The organism is Deltaproteobacteria bacterium, from assembly GCA_029860075.1.
Lineage (GTDB): Bacteria > Desulfobacterota > JADFVX01 > JADFVX01 > JADFVX01 > JAOUBX01.
Genome location: JAOUBX010000075.1, coordinates 1 through 21,356 on the forward strand (window position 1 = coordinate 1; position 21,356 = coordinate 21,356).

Annotated in this window: 19 protein-coding genes; 14 read left to right on the top strand and 5 right to left on the bottom strand. The window is 44.3% G+C overall.

The window, feature by feature from the left end:
• From OEV42_17585 to OEV42_17600, 4 genes are all read left to right on the top strand, one after another.
• The coding region (locus OEV42_17585) for a hypothetical protein (GenBank protein MDH3976088.1) at positions 1-282 on the top strand (282 nt) is incomplete at its 5' end.
• A 10-nt stretch (positions 283-292) separates the two neighbouring features.
• A complete protein-coding gene (locus tag OEV42_17590; GenBank protein MDH3976089.1) occupies positions 293-805 on the top strand; it encodes a TIGR00725 family protein in 513 nt (170 codons plus the stop codon).
• A 117-nt stretch (positions 806-922) separates the two neighbouring features.
• Positions 923-2,932, top strand: coding sequence for an NAD-dependent DNA ligase LigA (gene ligA / locus OEV42_17595; protein ID MDH3976090.1), 2,010 nt, complete (start codon positions 923-925; stop codon positions 2,930-2,932).
• 137 nt (positions 2,933-3,069) lie between these two features.
• Complete coding sequence (locus OEV42_17600) at positions 3,070-3,747, top strand: hypothetical protein (protein ID MDH3976091.1); 678 nt, start codon at positions 3,070-3,072, stop codon at positions 3,745-3,747.
• 106 nt (positions 3,748-3,853) lie between these two features.
• Here the strand turns inward: OEV42_17600 and OEV42_17605 are convergent, their stop codons facing one another.
• The 5 genes from OEV42_17605 to OEV42_17625 form a co-directional block, all read right to left on the bottom strand.
• Positions 3,854-6,115: a type IV pili methyl-accepting chemotaxis transducer N-terminal domain-containing protein gene (locus OEV42_17605; GenBank protein MDH3976092.1), complete on the bottom strand. Its 2,262-nt coding sequence runs from the start codon at positions 6,113-6,115 to the stop codon at positions 3,854-3,856.
• Positions 6,116-6,220: 105 nt separating this feature from the next.
• Positions 6,221-6,688 (bottom strand): chemotaxis protein CheW, encoded by a 468-nt coding sequence (locus tag OEV42_17610; protein MDH3976093.1) that lies wholly within the window; start codon positions 6,686-6,688, stop codon positions 6,221-6,223.
• A gap of 11 nt (positions 6,689-6,699) precedes the next feature.
• Positions 6,700-7,083: a response regulator gene (locus tag OEV42_17615; GenBank protein ID MDH3976094.1), complete on the bottom strand. Its 384-nt coding sequence runs from the start codon at positions 7,081-7,083 to the stop codon at positions 6,700-6,702.
• Between the two features lie 78 nt (positions 7,084-7,161).
• Entirely contained in the window at positions 7,162-9,573 is a 2,412-nt protein-coding gene (locus tag OEV42_17620; protein MDH3976095.1) for an ATP-binding protein, read from the bottom strand.
• Complete coding sequence (locus OEV42_17625; protein ID MDH3976096.1) at positions 9,573-11,228, bottom strand: response regulator; 1,656 nt, start codon at positions 11,226-11,228, stop codon at positions 9,573-9,575. Before OEV42_17625 ends, OEV42_17620 begins: the two co-directional genes overlap by 1 nt.
• A gap of 157 nt (positions 11,229-11,385) precedes the next feature.
• On the opposite strand from OEV42_17625, the gene yihA reads away from it, so the two are divergent.
• The 10 genes from yihA to OEV42_17675 all read left to right on the top strand — a co-directional run.
• On the top strand, positions 11,386-12,000 hold the full coding sequence (yihA, locus tag OEV42_17630; GenBank protein ID MDH3976097.1) for a ribosome biogenesis GTP-binding protein YihA/YsxC: 615 nt from the start codon (positions 11,386-11,388) through the stop codon (positions 11,998-12,000).
• Between the two features lie 43 nt (positions 12,001-12,043).
• On the top strand, positions 12,044-12,856 hold the full coding sequence (gene dapF / locus OEV42_17635; protein ID MDH3976098.1) for a diaminopimelate epimerase: 813 nt from the start codon (positions 12,044-12,046) through the stop codon (positions 12,854-12,856).
• 23 nt (positions 12,857-12,879) lie between these two features.
• Positions 12,880-14,244: a DNA repair protein RadA gene (radA, locus tag OEV42_17640; GenBank protein MDH3976099.1), complete on the top strand. Its 1,365-nt coding sequence runs from the start codon at positions 12,880-12,882 to the stop codon at positions 14,242-14,244.
• Positions 14,231-15,598 carry a family 10 glycosylhydrolase gene (locus OEV42_17645; protein MDH3976100.1) on the top strand — a complete coding sequence of 456 codons (1,368 nt, stop codon included), beginning with the start codon at positions 14,231-14,233 and terminating at the stop codon, positions 15,596-15,598. Before radA ends, OEV42_17645 begins: the two co-directional genes overlap by 14 nt.
• A 339-nt stretch (positions 15,599-15,937) precedes the next feature.
• Complete coding sequence (locus tag OEV42_17650; protein MDH3976101.1) at positions 15,938-16,177, top strand: hypothetical protein; 240 nt, start codon at positions 15,938-15,940, stop codon at positions 16,175-16,177.
• Positions 16,178-16,428: 251 nt separating this feature from the next.
• Complete coding sequence (ispG, locus tag OEV42_17655) at positions 16,429-17,496, top strand: flavodoxin-dependent (E)-4-hydroxy-3-methylbut-2-enyl-diphosphate synthase (protein MDH3976102.1); 1,068 nt, start codon at positions 16,429-16,431, stop codon at positions 17,494-17,496.
• Positions 17,497-17,513: 17 nt separating this feature from the next.
• Positions 17,514-19,142: a Na/Pi cotransporter family protein gene (locus OEV42_17660; protein ID MDH3976103.1), complete on the top strand. Its 1,629-nt coding sequence runs from the start codon at positions 17,514-17,516 to the stop codon at positions 19,140-19,142.
• Between the two features lie 142 nt (positions 19,143-19,284).
• Positions 19,285-20,037 (top strand): polyprenol monophosphomannose synthase, encoded by a 753-nt coding sequence (locus OEV42_17665; GenBank protein ID MDH3976104.1) that lies wholly within the window; start codon positions 19,285-19,287, stop codon positions 20,035-20,037.
• Positions 20,030-20,215, top strand: coding sequence for a hypothetical protein (locus OEV42_17670; GenBank protein ID MDH3976105.1), 186 nt, complete (start codon positions 20,030-20,032; stop codon positions 20,213-20,215). Before OEV42_17665 ends, OEV42_17670 begins: the two co-directional genes overlap by 8 nt.
• 187 nt (positions 20,216-20,402) lie before the next feature.
• Positions 20,403-21,356: NHL repeat-containing protein (locus OEV42_17675; protein MDH3976106.1), on the top strand; the 954-nt coding region annotated here is incomplete at its 3' end.

Sequence of the window (21,356 nt, forward strand, 5' to 3'; positions counted from 1 at the left end):
TCCTCTATGGAAGGAGAGTACCATGTAAAGGTTAAATCCAATATTGACAGGGTCGTGAAGAAAGCGATAGGGAAAAGAGTAGAAAAAGAGAGCAGACGCTTTGCAAAAGAACTGAAAAGGGAAATAGCAAAGAAAGTCAGCAAGCCCCTCGATGCGTTGAAAAAAGCCGGTGGCGGCCTGGGAGATCTGGACAAGATTCTGGAAGGCAATTTAAAGGACCTTGAAAGTCAGCTAAAGTCCTCCAAAAAGCTTTCGTCTAAAGGATTAAAATTCAAATTCTAATAGTCATCTTGTGAAAAAAATAATTATTGGTGTCATGGGGCCTGGTCCCGGCGCAACGAAAAAGGATATTGAAAATGCATTTTCCCTTGGCAGAGGGATTGCAGAAAATGGCTGGGCACTGCTGACGGGGGGAATGCCGAGCGGCGTCATGGAGGCGGCCAACCGTGGCGCAAAGGAGAGCGGTGGCCTGACAATAGGTATTTTGCCTGTTGACAGGAGTGATCTGGCCTCCCCATTTGTCGACATCCCCATTGCCACAGGGATGGGGAGCGCCCGCAATAATATCAATATTCTTTCCAGCCATATTGTCATTGCCTGCGGGATGGGCTCCGGAACGGCTTCCGAGATTGCCCTTGCTATCAAGGGGGGAAAGCAGGTTATTCTCATAAATGAGCTGGAGGAGAGCCACTCCTTTTTTGCCAGACTCTCCCCCCGGCAGGTTTTCATTGCCCAAAATGTTGATTCTGCCATGGGCCTTGTCCGGAAATACCTGGATAGTCTGCCGGCTGTTTCCAATTCTTAGGTTTTCCCTTCCCCACAGGTTTTTCACATGTGAACCCGATTAATACAGGAGAATTGTTGATTTTTAAGAAGATGCTACTTACAATAGGGCCCTTGGGAAAACAGTTTGAGAGGACGCATGAAGAGAGATGAAGCCGAAAAAAAGATAAGCAAACTCCGGCAGGAGATTAATTATCATAATTACCGTTATTATGCGCTCGATTCCCCGGAAATTTCAGATGCCCGCTATGATTCCATGTTGCGGGAACTTGAAGCCCTTGAAAAAGAATTTCCTGACCTGCTCACTCAGGACTCGCCGACGCAGAGAGTTGGCGCTCCTCCTCTTGAAGCTTTTGGCACACTGGAGCACTCCGTTCCCATGCTCTCTCTCCAGAACGCCATGAATGAAGAGGAGTTGCAGGATTTTGACAGGAAACTCAAACGTTTCCTTAAAGATGATTCACCGATTGAATATGTGGCTGAACTCAAAATGGATGGTCTTGCCGTTGAACTTGTTTATGAAAAGGGCCGCTTTTTGGAAGGATCCACCCGGGGTGATGGTTATAGCGGAGAAAATATTACCCTCAATCTGAAGACCGTCCGCTCCATTCCTTTAAGTCTTATCAGATGCAACGATAAAGAAATACCTCAAAAAATTACCGTAAGGGGCGAGGTATTTCTTGGCCTCGAAGCTTTTAACCGTTTAAACAGGGAAAGAGAAGGGGAGGGACTAATGACCTTTGCAAATCCCAGAAATGCCGCCGCCGGATCGCTCAGACAACTCGATTCATCGATTACGGCGAAGAGACCGCTCGATATTTACTGTTACGGTATTGGCGAATTTTCGGGGCTTGCGCTTTCAAGCCATTGGGAGATATTGGAAACACTCTCCAGGTCAGGCCTCAAGGTAAACCCTCTTGCGAGACGATGCGGTAATATCGATGAGGCTATCGAATATTTCAGGGAAATGGGCGGGAAAAGAGATGAGCTTCCTTATGAAATAGATGGCATTGTTGTTAAAGTAAATGACCTTCATCTTCAATCCAGACTTGGTGAAATTTCAAGAAGTCCCCGATGGGCCATAGCCTGCAAATTTCCGCCCTCTCAGGAAAACAGTGTTGTCAGGGACATTATTGCCAGTGTCGGCAGGACCGGGGCGCTGACGCCTGTTGCTATTCTGGAACCGGTAAAGGTTGGGGGCGTTGTCGTATCAAGGGCGACTCTTCACAACCAGGATGAGGTAGACAGAAAGGATGTTCGTCTGGGAGATACCGTTGTTATTCAAAGGGCCGGTGATGTTATACCCGAGGTAGTCACTGTTATTGTATCAAAAAGGCCGTCAGGAAGCATACCCTATCAGCTTCCCGGTAAATGCCCCGTTTGCGGCGGAAGAGTTATCCGGGAAGTTGCTTATCATCGCTGTGTTAACGTCTCCTGCCCTGCCCAGCTGAAGGAATCGATAAGCCACTTTGCTTCCAAAGAGGGCATGAATATGGACGGACTTGGTTTCAAACATATAGAACAGATGGTTGAAAAGGGACTGATTAAGGACCCTGGTGATCTCTATTATCTTTCAAAAGAAGACATTCTTACTCTCGATAGATTTGCAGAAAAATCTGCACAGAATATTATCGATTCCATTGAAAAAAGCAGGGAAACAACGTTGTCCCGCTTCATCTATTCTCTGGGGATCAGAAATGTAGGAAGCTATACGGCAAAACTTCTGGCTAAAGAGTTTGCTTCTGTTGAGCCTTTGAAGGAAGCGTCCTGTGAAGAACTGCTGGAAATCAGAGATATTGGTCCTGAAATAGCTGCTGCGGTAAGTGGTTTTTTTGAAGAAGAAAAAAACCTTCTTATGGTAGAAAAACTGTTAAAGGGGGGAATAAGGTTTGAAAAAAAACATTTCTCAGGGAGTGAGAAACTGGCGGGCAAGGTATTCGTTCTTACAGGAACGCTTACTACCTTGAAGCGAGATGAGGCCAAAGCGCTGATTGAAGCGGAAGGGGGAAAGGTTTCAGGGAGCGTCAGCAGCAAAACGGATTATGTCGTTGCCGGGTCGGAGCCCGGATCAAAGCTTGAAAAGGCGCGTGAATTAGAGGTCTCTGTATTAAATGAAGAAGAGCTAAAAAAAATGCTCCACAACCCTTGACATAAATATAACTGTCGCCTATTCTCATTAAAAACAGAAGGCTATTATCTTACGGGCTTGATAACTGTTGACAGGTCTGACCTTTGCTATTACTATTATGGGCTGTTTTTGACACATTACTTTAAATGGAGGATGAAATGTTTAGAAAATATCTGGTAGTTGCTGTCATGGTGCTTCTCTTTCCGGCGGGAGGCTTTGCAGGACAGGTAGGTGGAATGGCGGATCAAATGGGGGGGCAGCTCTTGACAGTGACGGGTTACATCGGACTGATCGACAGGGATATCAAGATGAATCCCGGTGGAGCTGATAATGATTTTACATCCAGGGTTTTTGCGGTCAAGGCAACCTATGGATTAAATAATAAAGTCGATCTTTATGTGACTCTCGGTCTTGCAGATTTGCAGGATATTGCCGGATTTGACGGGTCGCTCGGTACGCTGGCAGGCGGAGGTGTAAAGGTTTTGATCATTGAAGGCGCCAACAGAACGCGACTTACCTTTAACGGTGACGTCAAACGTCTGGTAACGGATGATACCGTTGGCATCGATGATGTTGAAGCTGATTACCGGGAGTACTCAGCTTCGCTTATTATCAGCAAGAAAGCGGGTAACCTCACTCCCTATGGAGGTGTAAAGCTCTCAAAAGTTGACATCGATTTTGATGGGTGGTCGACTTTTAAGGATGCTGAAGAAGAAAAAAGTACAGGCCTTTTTGCCGGTGTTGATTACTTCGTCAATCCCAACGTTTACTTTACCGGTGAGATTCATGTATTTGCAGAGAATACACTTTATGCCGGTGTCGGTTATAATTTCTAGGCAAGATTTTTCATGGCAATAAAAAAGGAGAGCACAAAGGCTCTCCTTTTTTATTGCCAAAGCTTTTGTTTCCCTGCTGCAAGGCACTGAAACCGATGTATGGGCCTTATGAGGTAACACCATTAACAACGTCGGACAACCGCTTACTTACATCCCTCACCGAAGTGGTTACAATATCCAGCTTTTTAGCCTCCCCCCTGTTTCGATTTGCAAGTTCCATGATGGAGTTAAACATATCTGAAATTTCCGTACTTTTTTCGGCAAGATCTCCCGTACCGTTTTCTATGTTTATAACGGTTCCTCTTAATTGCCCCATCATTTCATTGATCTTCCTGGCCCCTTCTACGGATTCGCTTGTTTGAGAGCTGACGGTATCGATCAGTTCCGCCGTATCCTTCAACATGAGGTCGATATCCTTTGCCAGGGCCGACTGAGCTTCAACTGCCAGCGTTGTATTGTGGGCCAGGGTTTTCAGGTTCTCCGATTCTATTTCAACGGTATCGATTCCTGTTGCCTGCCTCTCGATTCGCTCACTGATTAGACGGCTTTCATCGTCAGCTGCCTTGATCGCCTTAGTGACCTCGGTGATCAACTCCTTTGCCTGTATGGCATCGCTGCTTAGTTTTTCGATGCCCTCTATTGTTGGAATGATGAGTTCCCTGGAGCTTGCCAGAAGTTCTTCAACTTCTTCGGCAAGCTGCTGAACCTTTGCAGACATGGCTTCAAAGCCATAACTTTTTCCCGTATCGTCTTTAATATCTTCAACCTTGAGAGACATATTGAGGGCAAGAATCTTGATACTTTCCGTTATTGTTGCGAGAGAGCTTGTTACATCCCTGATCCCCTCGGACGAATTTCTTATTTCTTTAAGTTCACCTGAAATGTGCTCAATCCTTTCCTGCCCTTCAAATGCTCTCGATGTTGCCTTGTCGGCAGCATTTGTAGAAACACGGGCCTTAACCTTGATCTCTTCATTTGTGCTGCCTATGGATTTTAGAGCGACTACCATCTCCTCGATGGCTTTTTCCTGTGCCTTAATATTTTTTTCAACACTGTCAATTTCCGAAATAAAATCTTCTATCCCTTTTCTGGCTTCAGAGGATTGCTGAGAAACGGACATCATTCCCATTGCGATTTCAGCCGATGTTCTTTCAACGAAATTTTTCAAAAAGTCGCTAAAGGCTTTCGATATTTCAGCCTGTTTTTCCACACTCAGCGTAATGCTTCCCTGAATGATGTTGATGATCATATTTTCCAGGTCTTTTGTTGCCGATTGAACAATATCGGTCTGAGAAATAACCCCTTCATTGATTTCTCCCGTAACACTTTCAATATCAGTTGAACTTTCTGATAAATCATCTGAAACCGCTGAAAATGATCGTACGATAGGGTTAGTAACAAAGAACCAGCCAATGCCGAAAAAAGAGAGCGTCATAATAAGAAGGAGCAATTGCAGGCCTTTAAGATAAGTGACTTTTGCTGAAAAGGCCTCTTCATACTGAACGACGGCTATATTCATCTCTTTGAGTAAAACCGTGCTGCTTGTCAAAAGGGTGGTAACATAATTTTTACTTGGCTCGGAAAAATTGATCAGTTTCTCCGTGTTTTCTCTAAAGACACTCCACCGTTCTTCGACTTTTCTAAGCTGTGACAGAATGGCCGCGTTATTCATTGCCTTGAGGCCCAGTTCTTCACTACCATTGATGAGACCCCCGAGGCTTTTGTCAAAAAGCTCTATTGTTTGCAACAGGTCCTTGGCAGAGACTTTCCCTGCTTCCAGGAGAAGGACTTCCTTGGACATCTTCTGGCTAAGCATTCTTTGTCGTCCTGCAAGGTTGATCGTTCTTGCATTTAGCTTCTCCTGTTCCATCATGAAAACGGCGTCATTCATATCATTAAGGAGAAGAAGATTTGTGTCGATAATGGCGTTATAGGCTGCATTTCTTTCATCATTTATATCGGCCAGCTTTGAAAGGGTAAGACGATAATCGGACCAGATACGTTTAACTTTTAAAAGCTGGTTCCTGATATTTTCTTCCTCTGTCGGCGGTATTTCTTTTCCCTCATTACCGGATATGAGCCAGTCAAGAGAGTTTCCAAAAAGATTAGCTGTTTTTATCACTTCATTTTTGGTCGTATTCCCCTTGATCAAAGCCATGACTTCCTTTGCAACTTTCTGGCTGAGCATTCGCTGGCGTCCGGCAATATTAATAACCTTTGCGTCATCTTTCTGCATATTGGTGGTCCAGAAAGTTGATACAATGGTTGCTGCCAGGATGAGCATGAATCCCAGCATCATAATTGCGAACTTTGCGGTGATGCTAAGCTTAAGAAGCGGATTAAATAAAATTTTAATTGCTCTGATCATCTGCACTTCTCCCTTTATTCATATTGTTGTTCTGTTAATAGTAATTTTCAATTTATCTGTCAATTTTTTAAGGTATTAAAATACCGCTAAAAGCAAAATCTCTACCTATGTAATATCTATCAGGTTCCCAACTTTTTGGACTTTTCCTGCTGCATGGGTAAAAAACTTTCCCATGTCTAAAATGGCTGTGACTCTTACCTTGCCGGCCGTTTCCTTTCTGACAAAGCCCGATATATAAGGCGCCTCGTTGTTGGAAGACTGTTTGATTTCCTCTTCCTCAACATATTCAATGCCTTTAATAGAGGAAATGGTCAAACCTGTTGCCAGGTCCTCTTTCTTTTCCTTGCATAGAAGGATGAAGTTCTCATTTTTACTTTCAATATCAAGAAGAAAAGGTGTGTTAAGGACCGAAAGGAGACCTCCTTCATAGGGCAGTATGCCTTTTAATGCCTTTCCACCGTAAAAAAGACTCATTATCCCTTTATCATTATCGAGAACCTCTTTAACGTTCGTGGAAGGTAAGGCAAAAGAACGGTTCTCTATGGAAAATGTAATAATTTTAAGAAGTCCCAAAGGATTTTCTCCTAGCTTGTAAAATTATGAATTTTGGTAATGAGCTCATTGGGCGCTATGGGTTTGGTCTGATAAAATTTTATGTTTTTAAGCTTTTCTGCTCTCTCCTTTTGGTCGTCAGTGAGAGAGGACTCCAGCATTGATGATAAAAAGGCCATCGGTGTATTGTAGCCACTTTGTTCAAGCTCCTGGGCGACGCCGATACCGTCGGTTCTGTCGTCATCGAGGGTAATGTCGAGCAGAATAAAATCAAATGTCGAACTTTTTACAACCTCTATTGCTTCATCCGCCTTTCCTGCAACGGTAACATCAAATGCATTTTTCAATGCATACTTCAATATGTTTTGCATTGATCGCTGGTCATCAAGAACAAGCACCTTTTTCTTTTCATTCATATAAAAAACCTCCTCTAAAAATCTTCTAAGATATACTATCCTCTCTGTATGCGTCTATATTATAGCCCATAAAAAGCTTCATGCCTCCATCAGGCCGGGGATGTTGAGAATCAAAACAAGATTTTTATCCCACATGGCTGCACTGGAAAAAAACCTGTTTTCTGCAAACCTGTCCAGCGGTTTGACGGTAAGTGACCTCCTGTCCAGGGCAGAATCAACGACGAGAGCTATTCTCTTTCCCAGTCCGGAATTTAAAATGACTATGCACTTTTTCCCCTCTTTTTCCCTGCCCCCGAAAATTCTTGCCAGACTGATGATGGGCACGACATGGCCTTCATCCTTAATATCGATAGAGAGCCTGTTTTCATTCATAAAAGTATTTTTGCCTATTTCCTCTTCCGTCATAGTCAGTATACGATCTACAGAAGAGGCGGAAATGCCGATCATGGAACTGCCCTCCCTGACAATGAGGGCATTGACGATTGCCAGCGTTAAAGGAAGGATAAGCCTGAATATTGCGCCCCTGTCTTCCTGGCTTTCTACCATGACGGTACCCTGAACAGAGGTAACGATATTTTTTACCACGTCCATTCCTACACCACGCCCTGAAATTTCATCTGCCATTTCTTTGGTACTGAAGCCCGGCTTAAAAATGAGGTCCATCATCTCTTTATCGGACAGGTTTTCATGGTCTTCTTTTATAAGGCCTGTCTCAATGCCCTGTCTTCTCACGTCATCAATTGATATCCCTCTTCCATTATCAGAAACCTCAATGATGATTTGTCCCCCCTCATGTGAGGCAGCCAGCTTGATAATGCCCGCTCCTTTGCCTTTGCTCTGCCTTTCCTGGGGGCTTTCTATGCCGTGACCGGCTGAATTTCTTACCATATGAAGTAAGGGTTCCTGCAGTTTGTCGGCTATTATTTTGTCAAGACGCACTGATTCCCCTGAAATGACCAGTTCAATTTCTTTATTGAGTTCTTCCGATATATCCCTTACGATTTTCCTGAAACGATTGAAGAGTTCCCCCACGGGAACCATCCTGAGCTGAAGCGCCTGAGACTGGAGTCTTTCCAGTGTTTTCTGCTCAAGCCCTTCAATTTCACTGACCGTATTCATGAGTGATTGCAGGTCTGCCGACTTGACGCGCATGCTCGGTCCGCCGACTTTTGCCGGCAGGTGTCTGCCTGGTTTGGTGAAAGGGGCTTTCCTGTCCATGGAGGTTGTCTTGTTTTCTGCTTCCTTCTCCACCTGGGCTTCAGAAACAGCCTTTTCACTTAAAAGAGCATGAAAAAGTGAACCGAGAGAAGCGTTTTTCATGGCGATTTTATGGGCGCACTCACTATTAACGGGCTTTTTCAGCAGCTCTTCCATTGAATGAAGAAGGTCGGATACAGTCTCGTCTTCATTAAAGGCCCATTTATTAATATCGGAAAGACGCCTTACCATTTTGCCTATTTGAGCCCTGTCGGCTTTGTCTTCTCCGGCGAGACGGGAAATAGTTTCTATCGCTTTGGCAATGGTAATCTTGACGATGTCCTCTTCAGTGGCTCCCCTGACGGATTCAAGGGAGGTTTTTTCTTTATGGACTTCCTCCTCTGGGGGAGCCGGTGCATGGCTTATGCCATGAGGTTCCGGAGGGCCTTGTTCATCTTTAACGGCCATGGATAAAATGGCCTTTTTGATGGACTGGGCAAGCCCATTAAAGTTATTGCGAAGTTTAATGATTTCACCGGGACCCTGCTTCCCGGCCAGGAGGGATTTAAGCTCCCCTATCCGGGCGGCCACAGGGCCGGCATCCTCTGCAAAAGCCCAGCTTGCAGTCTCTTCTATCTTTTGAAGGACCATTGAAAGCGAGTCAAAATCAGGAGAATTTTTTTTAAGGCCTCTGGCAAAAGCCTTTAGGCTCTTTGTCAGTGTTAACTTAATAACGTCTTCCTGGTCCATTTCAGCGGGATTTTCCGATTTTGGCAACAGATGTTTCTTTTCCTGCTCTGATTTGCCGGGTCCAGCCGAAGGGCGAATTCTTTTGTCCTCTGCCCGGGCGCTGTCTTCACCGGCGCTCAGCGGCGCTTCTGGAGGGATGGCTGTACTTTTTAGGCCCACGGCTTTAATTAACCTGTCCATAGAGCTTGCGATAGAGGCGTCAATGACAGGAGTCTCCGTTTCCAGGGGATTAAATATAAGGTCCTCCAGGTAATCTTTAGCTCTCACAAGCAGCCTTAGCGTGTTTTTGTCGGCATTATATATTTTGTTTCTAAGCTCGCCTAAAAAGTTTTCATAGAGATGGGAAAATGTGTTGACATCATTCAGGCCGGCGTATGCAGCCGAGCCCTTTAGCGAATGAATCGCCCTGAAGAGGGCGTTTATGTAATCTATGTTATCAGGTTCGCTGCCAAGGGCGGAAAGGACCTCTTCCGCTTTGGAAAGAAGATCTCCCGCTTCTTCCTTAAATTCTTCAACTGAGTATCCGAATAGAGAGGGATCCATTAATAGGTAACTTTCCCGACTTCATCTACAATATGGCTAACCATATCATCAAGAGAAACAATTTTTGCAATGCCCATACAAGCAATGCTTTCCGGTTTAACTGTATTTAAAGAAGAGTAGGAGTCCTGTGCAAAGACCTTTCCCCCCATTTTTACCATGTCCAGAAATCCGACCTTTCCATCGGGGCCGTCACCGGCCAGGACAAGACCGATTTTTGTCTCAAAGCGCCTGCACTTTATGGCACTCATAAGCATATCATCGACAGGCCTGAAAGACTCCTTTTTATTTTTGTCCCTCTTTCTGAAATTGCTCACATTAAATATCGTATTGTTCGATGCGTCTGTTCCAAAGGTAAGCTCGTTAGAGCCCGGTGAAATGTAAACCGTTCCACGCCGCAAAATAGATCCCTCTTCCGCTGCTTCCACTGAAAGTTCACTGTAGCGATCAAGAAATTCGGCAAAGGATTTTGCATGTTGAAGCGAGTCAAGATCATCGATAACTACCATAATAGCGGCATCGAGAAGTCCCGGAATGGATGGAATAAGCTGCATGAGCGAGTTCAGTCCGCCTACGACGGAAGCTGCGCAGCAAATAATTTTTCTTGTATTTTCAAAAGGTATGTTTCTTTTTTCAGTCACACTTTTTACCTTTATTCGACGGGATTTTCTCAGGTCTACCTGGGAAGCGGCCATCACCGTTTTGGCAATTTTTAGTTGTTGCTCTTTTAATGTCTCCGGGACAACCTGTGATGGCTTGGTAATATAGCCCAATGCTCCCCCCATGAGCGCTTCCAGCGTCTGGGGGGCCATTTCTGTGGTGATGGCACTGATGACTATGACAGGGCAGCGATAGGTATCATCAATGGTTATGTTATAATGGGTCTTTAAAAGGATATCATAGCCCCCGCTCATCATCCAGTAGAGCGTTTTTATGCCGTCCAGGTTCGGCATTTCAAGATCGAGGGTCATTACGTCCGGTTTAAGATGGTGCAGTTTTTTGAGAGCATCTATACCGTCTTCCGCCAGACCGACAACTTCAAAGCAGGGCTCATGGGAAAGCATATTGGAAACAACCTTTCGCCACATGGCCTGATCATCGACAACCAGTATGCGGACTTTTCTTAGTCCTATAATTTCCGATGATAAAAGATGGCTGAATATTTCAACCCTTTTATGGACACCCAGGCCACAATAGTTTAAAACCTTTTCAAGATTTCTCTTGCCGTCGACAAGTTCGAGAAAGATTTTTTCTGTTGCCGAGGTTTCAATGGTTGAAGGATCTTTTTTGATATAAGGTATGAGGCCGAACTTTTCCTCAATGTCTCTCATCTCATCGTTAATGTGGTCCAGCCTCCTCATTCCTTCCATTATTATTTGCTGGTATGAGGCGCTCCAGGAGCCTTTATTTTCAATGTGATTGGTATTTACAAAGCGGAACTTACCCTCCCTGAGGGCAAGCATATGATAAATGGCGTCTTCATCTTCAAGGAAATCGCCTGACTTTGCCCAGACGGCCCTCCCTTTGTCAAAGTGAACTTCACCTTCTTCGTGACCACTTTTGATTACCAGAATACCGGTAGTATTGTTTAGTCCCCACATTTGTATCATATCAACAAGACTCTGCTCGCTGGGACCAAAATAACCTTCGGCCGACATTAATTTCCTCCCTGCTGTTCCGGATTAAATATATTTACTGCCCAGTCTACTTTTTATACATCAATAAGAGGAGTTTTTACAAGTAAAAACTCCTCTATTCCGCCTCTAAACGCCTAAGATTATTGACATAACGAGCCTGCGGTGATAGTTTATGGTCATGAAAATCAATAGCGCTAAATTTATTAAAAGTGCGGTCATGCCCAAAGATTTTCCTGAACTGGATCTGCCGGAGATCGCTTTTGTGGGCCGCTCCAATGTGGGGAAGTCGTCCCTCATCAATAAGCTTCTTAACAGGAAGTCGCTGGCAAAGACGAGTTCTACACCGGGAAAAACACGATTAATCAATTATTTCCTTATTAATGAGGAACTTGTTTTTGTCGATCTTCCGGGGTACGGTTATGCCAAGGTCTCCAAAAAAGAAAGAGAGAGTTGGGGTGTCATGGTAGACCGCTATCTTTCAAAAAGTGCCAATCTTAAAGGCGTCGTCCTCTTGCAGGATATGAGGAGAGAGCGCAGCGAACTGGACAGGGTGATGATGAATATGATCCGGCATTATGCTTTGCCTGTCATTCTTGTTCTTACCAAGGCTGACAAGTTTTCGCGAAACAGGCAGATAGAAAGACTGAAGAAAATAAGTAAAAGCCTGGCTGTTGAGGGTATTAAAGCTATTCCCTTTTCTTCGGTAAGTGGTGATGGAAGGGATGAACTTTGGCATGTCATTGCTGAAGTAACCGCTCAAGCAATGGGTAATGGGGGTGGAGATGAAGTTTGAACATAACTTTAAAATTATCTGGAGGCGATAAATAATGATAGATATACAATTTACCAAGATGCATGGAATAGGGAATGATTTTATACTGATCGATTGTCGTGATAAAGAGATCAGCCGGGCGGGCGTGGTGGCAAAGAGGCTTTGCGACAGGAGGTTCGGCATTGGCGCTGACCAGCTGCTTCTCCTTTTTGATTCCAATATTGCCGACTTCAGAATGGGTATATACAATGCCGATGGCGGTGAAGTGGAGATGTGCGGCAATGGAATACGGGCTTTTGCCAGGTATCTTGTCGATCACGGTTTGACGGAAAAGACGGACCTGGAAATTGAAACCCTTGGCGGGATAATTCGTCCTTCCATCAGAGGGGAACTTGTCGAGGTAAATATGGGCGAGCCTGTTCTTGAGGGAAGAAAAATTCCCGTCAATCTCGATGGGCAGATAATCTCTCACTCCCTCATGATTGATGATGAAAATTTTGAGATTACCTGCGTTTCCATGGGAAATCCCCATTGTGTTATTTTTGTGGATAACGTAGATAATTTTCCTCTCACACACTATGGTCCTCTTCTGGAAAAGCACGAACTTTTTCCAAATAAAATAAATGTCGAGTTCGTTCAGGTGATAAATGACCGTGAGATCAAGATGAGGGTATGGGAGAGAGGGTCAGGGGAAACGCTTGCCTGTGGAACAGGCGCCTGCGCTGCTGCCGTTGCATCCATCCTCAATGAAAAGACGCATAAACGGGTAACCGTTCACCTTGCCGGTGGAGACCTGGATATCCTGTGGGGCGAAGATGATCTTGTCTATATGACGGGACCGGCGGAAGAGGTCTTTCAGGGGACAATAGATATTTAAATATTCGGGGGTGAATTGTTAAATTGGCGAAAGTTAAAGTAAAAAGCATATACTCCTGCCAGAACTGCGGTGGACAGAGCCCAAAATGGCTGGGCCGGTGTCCTGACTGCGGACAGTGGAATTCGCTTGTGGAGGAGACTTTTTCATCGGCTGCTCCTGCTCCCCGGAAAGTAAAGAGGCTGGCAGCCGTTTCTCCAAAACCGATATCTGAAATTGAGAGAATCAGGGAAAAAAGAACTTTAAGCGGCATAGAAGAATTTGACAGGGTTCTTGGAGGCGGTCTGGTGAATGGATCTGCCGTTCTTATTGGAGGAGACCCGGGAATTGGTAAATCCACCATTCTTCTCCAGTTTATGGAGGCCCTTGCCCAACAGGGAAAAAAGGTTCTTTATGTTTCCGGTGAGGAATCGGCAGAACAGACGAAAATGAGGGGCGAAAGGCTCGGTTCCACATGCAAAGACCTTTTTGTTATGGCAGAAACCTCACTGGAGGTGATTGAAGGTGAGGTGGATAGACTCAAACCGTCGGCACTGGTTGTCGATTCCGTACAGACCGTTTTTACGGAAGAGCTTTCTTCCGCACCGGGCAGCATCAGCCAGGTTCGGGAAGTGGCGGGAAGACTGATCTGTCATGCAAAGAAGAGCGGTATGGCGCTTTTCCTGGTAGGTCATGTGACCAAAGACGGCGCCATTGCAGGCCCTCGCGTTCTGGAACATATGGTCGATACGGTATTATATTTTGAGGGCGACAGGGGGCATCCTTACAGGATTTTGAGAACCGTGAAAAACCGCTTTGGCTCTACCAACGAAATCGGGGTTTTTGAAATGAAGGAAGAAGGGCTTGAAGAGGTGAGAAATCCTTCCATGCTCTTTCTTTCCGAAAGGCCGGAGAATGTTTCCGGAACCGTCGTTGTCCCCAGCCTTGAAGGGACAAGGCCCGTTCTTCTTGAACTGCAGTCACTGGTAGCACCTTCCAGTTTTGGCGCTCCCAGGAGGACCTCTATGGGAGTAGATCACAACAGGGTATCTCTTGTTGCAGCGATCATGGAGAAAAAGCTGGGCATGAAATTTGTCGATATGGATATATTTGTTAATATCATAGGAGGAATAAAGATGGAAGAACCGGCCGTTGATCTTCCTCTTGCCCTTTCTCTCGCTTCCAGTTTTCTTGACAGGCCCGTTCCTGCCCATACGGTGATCTTTGGTGAAGTGGGACTTGCCGGTGAGGTGAGAGGCATCGGGCAGGCGGATCTGAGGCTGAAGGAAGCCGCTAAAATGGGTTTTAAAAGAGCTATTCTTCCGAAAAATAATATGGAACGCCTAAAGACAAAAGGCATTGAGATAACAGGTGTTGCCACAATCAGGGAGGCCCTTGATGCGGCATTGTAAAATGAAATTGCTCGCACTCATCCTCTGCGTATCCCTGTCAGGGTGTGCATCTCGGACTGCAGATAGACCGGCGCCGGCGATTGCAAACAATGATGAAATCTTTAACTCTTTCTCCATAGCGGAGTATGGATATGATGAGCCTCTTACTGCTCATGAATCCATTTCTGCCGGGGAGAAAGAAGAAGAAATCCCCCCGCTTCCTGTTTATAAACTGAAAAAAGAGGAGAGAACGATTGCCGTCCAGGTTCTGCTTATTGATTGCAATAACCTGGAAGAACTTGATGACAGACTGAAAACATTAAGGGAATCCGGTGTTAATACGCTAATATTCAGGGTATTTCATAACAAAGGCGACAGGTTTTACTCTTTTGCCGATCCCAAAAATGACAGGGGAGTTTACTTCAAAAGTAAGCATGCCCCCCTTGTTGATGATATTCTTGCTGATGTTGCCCGAATCAGTCACAAAAACGGGATCAAAATTTTTGCCTGGATGACTACCCGTTATGCCGATTATGGTGTTGAGCATAAAAGAGAGTGGCAGGCAGCAGCATACGACCTTAAAGGGGGTGGCTATGTCAGGGCCAGGGGACTTAACCTTTTTAACAGGGATGTTAAAAATCACCTTATCAATCTTTACAGGGACCTTGCTGCCTATAACGTTGATGGTATTCTTTTTCAGGATGACCTTGTTTTAAGGCATTCTGAAGGTTTCAGCCGTGATGCCAGGCTTGCCTTTGCCAGGGAGTCCGGACTAATGCCGGACCCGAATTTGCTATACAGGGAGGTCATAGAAAGCAGGAGCGGTAAAATGATGGTAACAGCCTACGGCGATCTGTTTTGGGAGTGGAGCCGCTGGAAAAACAGGCGCCTCATGAGGCTGGCATCGGAAATCATGACAGAATCGAAGAAGGTAAACAGTAATATAAAGTTTGCGCTTAATCTCATGTATGAAGCAGCTCTTAAACCGAAGGAGGCTCTTGCCTGGTTGTCACAGGACCTTAATGAGGCCGTTAAAACCGGTTTTGATTATTATGCCATTATGGCCTATCATCTCCAGATGGGAGAAGAGCTTGGCCTGGAGGGAAGCAATCTTTATTCGGTAGTGGCGCAACTTGTTGAAAATGCGCTCAAAAAAGTAAATGATCCTGAAAAAATAATGATTAAACTTCAGATTGCAGACTGGAAGAGTAAAAAGAGAGTGTCTCATGATGAAATTAATAAAATAGTCAAAATTGTGAGGGAAAAAGGCAATACCAGTCTGGCTTTTGTTCCTTATTACGGGAAATTTGACTTCAGAAAAATCATGCCTGCCATAAACAGCCCTTCAACGCTTGCTTTGCAGGCGAAATTTTAGATTGACTTTTTCCTCACCCCTCCCCCAAAAATCCCCTTGCCGGATATGCAGTAAAAAGGAGCTTCTTCTGCCTTAATACCTTGTATTTAAAGGGCTTTATAGCGAATCCTTCCAAAATTTCTATCCATTTGCTTTTAACAAAAATGGCAGCTAAACTTGCTAAAAAAGATCTTCTTTTGCTTAAAAAAAGAAAAAGCTGAAACTTTTAGCGGGGCCTGCTGTCAAAAAAATAGAAGTCAGATGAATTGATGAATTGATGAATTGATGAATTGATGAATTGATGAATTGATGAATTGATGAATTGATGAATTGATGAATTTTGCAAATGAGGGTATAGCTATGTATTATAAGGTTCTAATGGAGGGGGGGCATGTGGGGTCAGGGAAATCATATGATATGTGCCGGTATTTTAAGGCGAGTAATGTTGCGGCTATTTTTGATTTACTTGGAAGGATGCCCCGGTTAAAGTCAAAAGGCTTTAGCAAATCTGTTAAGCTTATTGAAAGGGTCAGCGAAGAGGAATTTCGCCAGGGAAGATATCAAGAAAAGGATAATGCCTATCTGGCAACCTATTATTAATAGTTTTTGAGGTATCTCTTCTCTTTTTTTTCATTATTTCTTCAAAGTAGTTTGTCTCCTGCCTTGCTAAAAGGGTAAATACAGGAATATGCCTTTTACCCTCTGCTAATTTTTTATTGCCATCATTCCAGTCTGTTTTTATCGTAACTTTTCTCCAGGGTTGTTTTTTACGAAAGTAGATGATTTATTGAGCTTTCTCCTTTATTATATAAAATTACCCAAAGATTTCCCATGACCGAAGGTAATATTTTATGATTAAAAGAAGAGAGACAAGACAACTTTTCGTCGGTAATGTCAAGGTAGGTGGTGGCGCGCCTGTTTCTGTTCAATCCATGACCAATACGAAGACGGCTGATTGCCGGGCCACCATTGCCCAGATCAAGTCACTTGCCGAGGCGGGTTGTGAGATTGTCCGCATTGCCGTTCTTAATATGGAGGATGCAAAATCCATCGGTCAAATCGTTAGTGAATCGGAAATTCCTGTTATTGCCGATATTCATTTTAATCACAGCCTTGCTATAGAGTCTGTCCGGCAGGGTGTGCATGGCTTGAGATTAAATCCCGGTAATATTGGCGGGAAAAAAAGAGTTAAGCAAGTGGTTGAAGTTGCCGGTGCTCATAATATTCCCATTCGAATCGGCGTCAATGCGGGTTCTCTTGAAAAGGAAATCCTGGAAAAATACGGTTATCCGACGGCAGCAGGGATGGTGGAAAGCGCGATGAATCATATCGCTATTCTGGAAGAATTCGATTTCTGCAATATAAAGGTTTCCCTTAAAGCCTCCGATGTTCCGAGAACTATCGAAGCCTATCGTGAATTGTCAAAACGGGTCGACTATCCGCTCCATCTTGGTGTGACGGAAGCCGGCACCTCCTTTTCGGGAACCATCAAGTCCGCTGTCGGTGTGGGAACGCTGCTTGCCGAAGGTATTGGTGATACGATCAGAGTGTCTTTGTCGGCAGACCCTGTGGAAGAGGTTAAAGTGGGCTTTGAGATCCTGAAATCACTGCAGATCCGATCAAAGGGGGTCAATGTTATATCTTGCCCTACCTGTGGCAGAATGCAGGTTGATCTAATCAGGCTGGCTAATGAAGTAGAGAAACGGTTGGCACATATTGAGGCGCCCTTGAATGTCTCCGTTCTCGGTTGTGTTGTCAATGGTATTGGTGAAGCCCTGGAGGCCGATGCGGGAATTGCGGGAGGCAAAGATGAGGGCCTTCTTTTTTCAGAGGGAGAAGTTGTCGGCAAAATAGCTGAAGATAAACTGGTTGATGCACTCGTTGATGAAGTTGAAAAAATTGCCGCACGTAATGACTAGATTGAAAAAGGAAAAAAGTGACTAACCATACGGTATTATCTTTAATTAGCGGGCTTTTTCTCCTCCTTTATGGCGTAAAGATTGCGGGAGAGGGTTTTCAGCGGGCTGCCGGACCGAAGTTAAGGCAGATACTTTACTATGTGACAAGTAATCGACTTGTCGGTGTCACTATCGGCGCGCTTGTCACTGCCGTTATCCAAAGCAGCAGCGCCACAACAGTTATGATTGTCGGTTTTGTCAGTTCAGGCTTGATAAACCTCGCCCAGGCCGTCGGCGTCGTTCTTGGCGCCAATATAGGAACAACATTTACCGTTCAGCTTATTGCTTTTAAAATATATGATTATGCCGTCATTATGGTTGGTATCGGCGCTGCGCTTGTCCTCTTTGGAAGAAAGAAAAATATTGTTTTTACGGGACAGGGAATTCTGGGTTTTGCGCTTATCTTTCTTTCTATGAAAATAATGTCTGATGCCATGATTCCCATGAAGGACAGCCGATTATTCAGGGAGATCCTGCTCTCCATGGAAGGAAATACCATTGGCCTTCTTTTGATCTCTACCATTTTTACAGGCATTGTTCAAAGCAGCGCGGCAACGATCGGTGTTGCCCTTGCCCTTTCTCTCCAGGGACTTATCAGCATTGACGGCGCCTTGCCTATAATATTGGGCGCAAATGTGGGTACCTGTATTACGGCTGCACTTTCAGCAATGAATGTTACTAACGAAGCAAAAAAAGTGGCTGTCGTGCATGTACTCTTTAATGTGCTCGGTGTTATCGTTTTTTTGCCGCTCCTCGGTATTTTCAGGGATATTGTTTTTATGACGTCGGCAGAGCTTTCGCGACAGATTGCCAATGCACATACTTTTTTTAATTTTACCGTTACCATCCTCTTTATTCCTTTTACGACTCATCTTGCCCGTCTCGCTGATAAGGTGATACCCGAAGAGGACGATGCAGAGATGAGGTTCAAGCCGAAATATCTGAATGTTCAGGTCCTTGAAAGCCCCGATGTCGCCTTTGGGCTGGCCACGAGGGAGGCCTTGAGGATGGCTGATATAGCTCAGGAGATGTTCTCCAAGTGCATATACGTCATTATAAAAGATGACCAGGATTTGCTGGTGCGTGTCGAGGAAATGGATGACCAGCTTGATATACTTGATAAAGAGATTAAACTCTATATTACCAAGATATCTCAGAAAGCGCTGACGGAAGGCGAGTCAAAAAGAGAGGTTGCCATATTGACGCTTGTTAATGACCTCGAAAATATTGGTGATATTATTGATAAGAATATTATGGAACTGGCAAAGAAAAAAATTTCAACAGGGCTCAGTTTTTCAACGGAAGGACAGAAAGAGATTATCGATTTCTTTTCAAAAGTGGCCGATAATTTTGAAATGGCCATATCGGCATTTGCCACGGGAGACTCTGATCTTGCCTGGAAAGTGCTGAAAAACAAGGAAAAGCTGGGAAACCTGGAAAGAGAGCTGAAAGCGGCGCATATATCAAGGCTCCATAAAGGGTTGAAGGAATCAATTGATACCAGTTCTATCCACCTTGATCTTCTTTCAAATTTAAAGCGAATAAATCACCACATTATCAATATCTCCTATCCATTGATCGGCATTAGAGAGGAAAAAGGGGAGTAGTGATAAGGGGGATTGGTGGTTATCATTTTTTTGAATTATATCAACTTGACAGTCAGTTCTCCTGGCAATAGAATAGCCCACTTTGGTGTAAAATGAAGTTGTTTGACTTCTTAATAGATAAAGACAGGGGGAAATCAGTGTATTGAAAGCGATGGTTGTCATCCCGACCTATAATGAGCGGGATAATATAGAAAAACTTGTCAATGAGATTTTGGCTCTTCATATTAATGCCCATATTCTCATTGTTGATGATAATTCACCGGATGGAACCGGTCATATCGCGGACTTTTTGGCTGAAAAACATGGCGAGATCCATGTTATTCATCGCCAGGGAAAAATGGGATTAGGCTCAGCCTATATTGAAGGTTTCAAATATGCCTTGAAGGCCGGAGCCGAAAAAATATTGGAAATGGATGCCGATTTCTCTCATAATCCCGAGTGTTTACCTCACTTTATTGAAAAAACAGAAGATTATGATTTAGTTATCGGTTCCCGGTATTTAAATGGAGTGAGTGTTGTAAATTGGCCAATAAGAAGACTTATGCTTAGTTATTTTGCGAATGTTTACACCCGTGTAATAACGGGGCTTAAAATCAGTGACTGCACGGGTGGATTCAAGTGTTTTAAAAGGGAGGTTCTTGAAACGATTGATCTTGATAAGATACGGTCTGACGGCTATTCTTTTCAGATAGAGATGAATTTCAGGTGTGTGGAAAATGGCTTTAGGGTGGGAGAAATACCGATTATATTTATAGACAGGCATGCAGGCACGTCAAAAATGTCTAAAAAGATTGTCAGGGAGGCTGTTATAATGGTCTGGAGACTAAGAATCGGATCACTGATTAAGGGTATGCTGGGCATGAAAAAGGTAAAAGGGAGAAAGGGAAATGATTAATCAAGGATGGGCTATTGCCTGTGAACTCGGGTTTCTGGGCTGGGTGGGCTGCACGATAGGATTTATTTTTCGGTCATTTGGCGATAATGATACTTTTTTTGGCCGCAGGGCAGCATTTTGGGGGAGCCTTGTTGTTATATTTTATGGATTATGGGTTGTTGGAATGGTTAATGCTTAATAAAAAATGATTATTAAACGGTAAATATTGATGATTTGCTCCTTGTTTTTGGCTTTTTCTGTGTTTTGAAGGCTTCTTGGGCACAATTGTTGCTTGCTCTTTTGATAGGGAATTTCACCTGTAATCAGGATAGCCGGTTGCTATATCTTCAAATTCAGGATTAACTATAATTAGGGACCATGATATCATGACGACTTCCTTTAAAAATCTTTCTTCTTACGTGTTGTTCATCGCTGTTTTCAGCTTTATCCTCAGTTTTTCATCCTATGCAAGCGCCGCTGTCTGTGGGCCTCCCCTGTGGGATTATAAATATACCGGTGAACTGGCCCGCTTGAGCGGGCCTTCAAAGATCGAGGTCGATTATTCAGGGCAGCTTTATGTGGCAGACTTTAACGGCAATGCCATAAGGATCTATAATGCCAAAGGCGAAGAGATTAATGTTGTTCCTGTGAACAATCCTCGTGGTGTTGCCGTTGATCAAAGCGGACAACTCTATGTTGCTCAAACTACCTTTGTTTCCGTGATTACGCTCGATGATAAGGGGCAGATTGCCGGCAGCAGAACCTTGGGAGATAAAAAGTTTGCATTTGCCAATGATGTGGCAGTTGATCAGGTAACGGGCAGGATTTTTGTTGTTGACAGTATTTATAAACGCGTTTTTGTTTTTGGTTCTGACAATTCTTATATCACGCATTTTGCGAACGATGTCTACGGCACCAAGGAGTGGGTAGCTATCGATATCGATCAGGCGAACGGACGGATCTACGTGGCTTCTCAGGGAAATAACAGGGTTAACATATACAGGCTCGATGATTACACTGCTGTCAAGGGCATATTGCGGCCTTTTGGAAGATCTTCGGATAGTGAATTTGCCATGTTACAAGGTGTTTCCGTCGATTCGTCGGGAAGATCTTTTGTCGTTGACGGCGGTCTGGATACTATCTATTTTTTTGATGGCTGTTATACTTATATAACTTCACTGGGAAGTCATGGATACAGTTCCGGTCTGTTTAATTTGCCCCTTGATGTAGCCGCTGATTCCTATGGCAGAATCTTTGTTTCCAATATCGATGGCAGGGTATCTATCTTCAGATCGGCGGAGATGGTAGCGCCTGTGCCGGACTCTCCTGTCGGCAATGTT

Coding starts and splice junctions, on each gene's coding strand:
- ligA (MDH3976090.1), top strand. CDS start 923: ATGAAGAGAGATGAAGCCGAAAAAAAGATAAGCAAACTCCGGCAGGAG.
- OEV42_17600 (MDH3976091.1), top strand. CDS start 3,070: ATGTTTAGAAAATATCTGGTAGTTGCTGTCATGGTGCTTCTCTTTCCG.
- OEV42_17605 (MDH3976092.1), bottom strand. CDS start 6,115: ATGATCAGAGCAATTAAAATTTTATTTAATCCGCTTCTTAAGCTTAGC.
- OEV42_17615 (MDH3976094.1), bottom strand. CDS start 7,083: ATGAATGAAAAGAAAAAGGTGCTTGTTCTTGATGACCAGCGATCAATG.
- OEV42_17620 (MDH3976095.1), bottom strand. CDS start 9,573: ATGGATCCCTCTCTATTCGGATACTCAGTTGAAGAATTTAAGGAAGAA.
- OEV42_17625 (MDH3976096.1), bottom strand. CDS start 11,228: ATGTCGGCCGAAGGTTATTTTGGTCCCAGCGAGCAGAGTCTTGTTGAT.
- yihA (MDH3976097.1), top strand. CDS start 11,386: ATGAAAATCAATAGCGCTAAATTTATTAAAAGTGCGGTCATGCCCAAA.
- OEV42_17645 (MDH3976100.1), top strand. CDS start 14,231: ATGCGGCATTGTAAAATGAAATTGCTCGCACTCATCCTCTGCGTATCC.
- OEV42_17650 (MDH3976101.1), top strand. CDS start 15,938: ATGTATTATAAGGTTCTAATGGAGGGGGGGCATGTGGGGTCAGGGAAA.
- ispG (MDH3976102.1), top strand. CDS start 16,429: ATGATTAAAAGAAGAGAGACAAGACAACTTTTCGTCGGTAATGTCAAG.
- OEV42_17670 (MDH3976105.1), top strand. CDS start 20,030: ATGATTAATCAAGGATGGGCTATTGCCTGTGAACTCGGGTTTCTGGGC.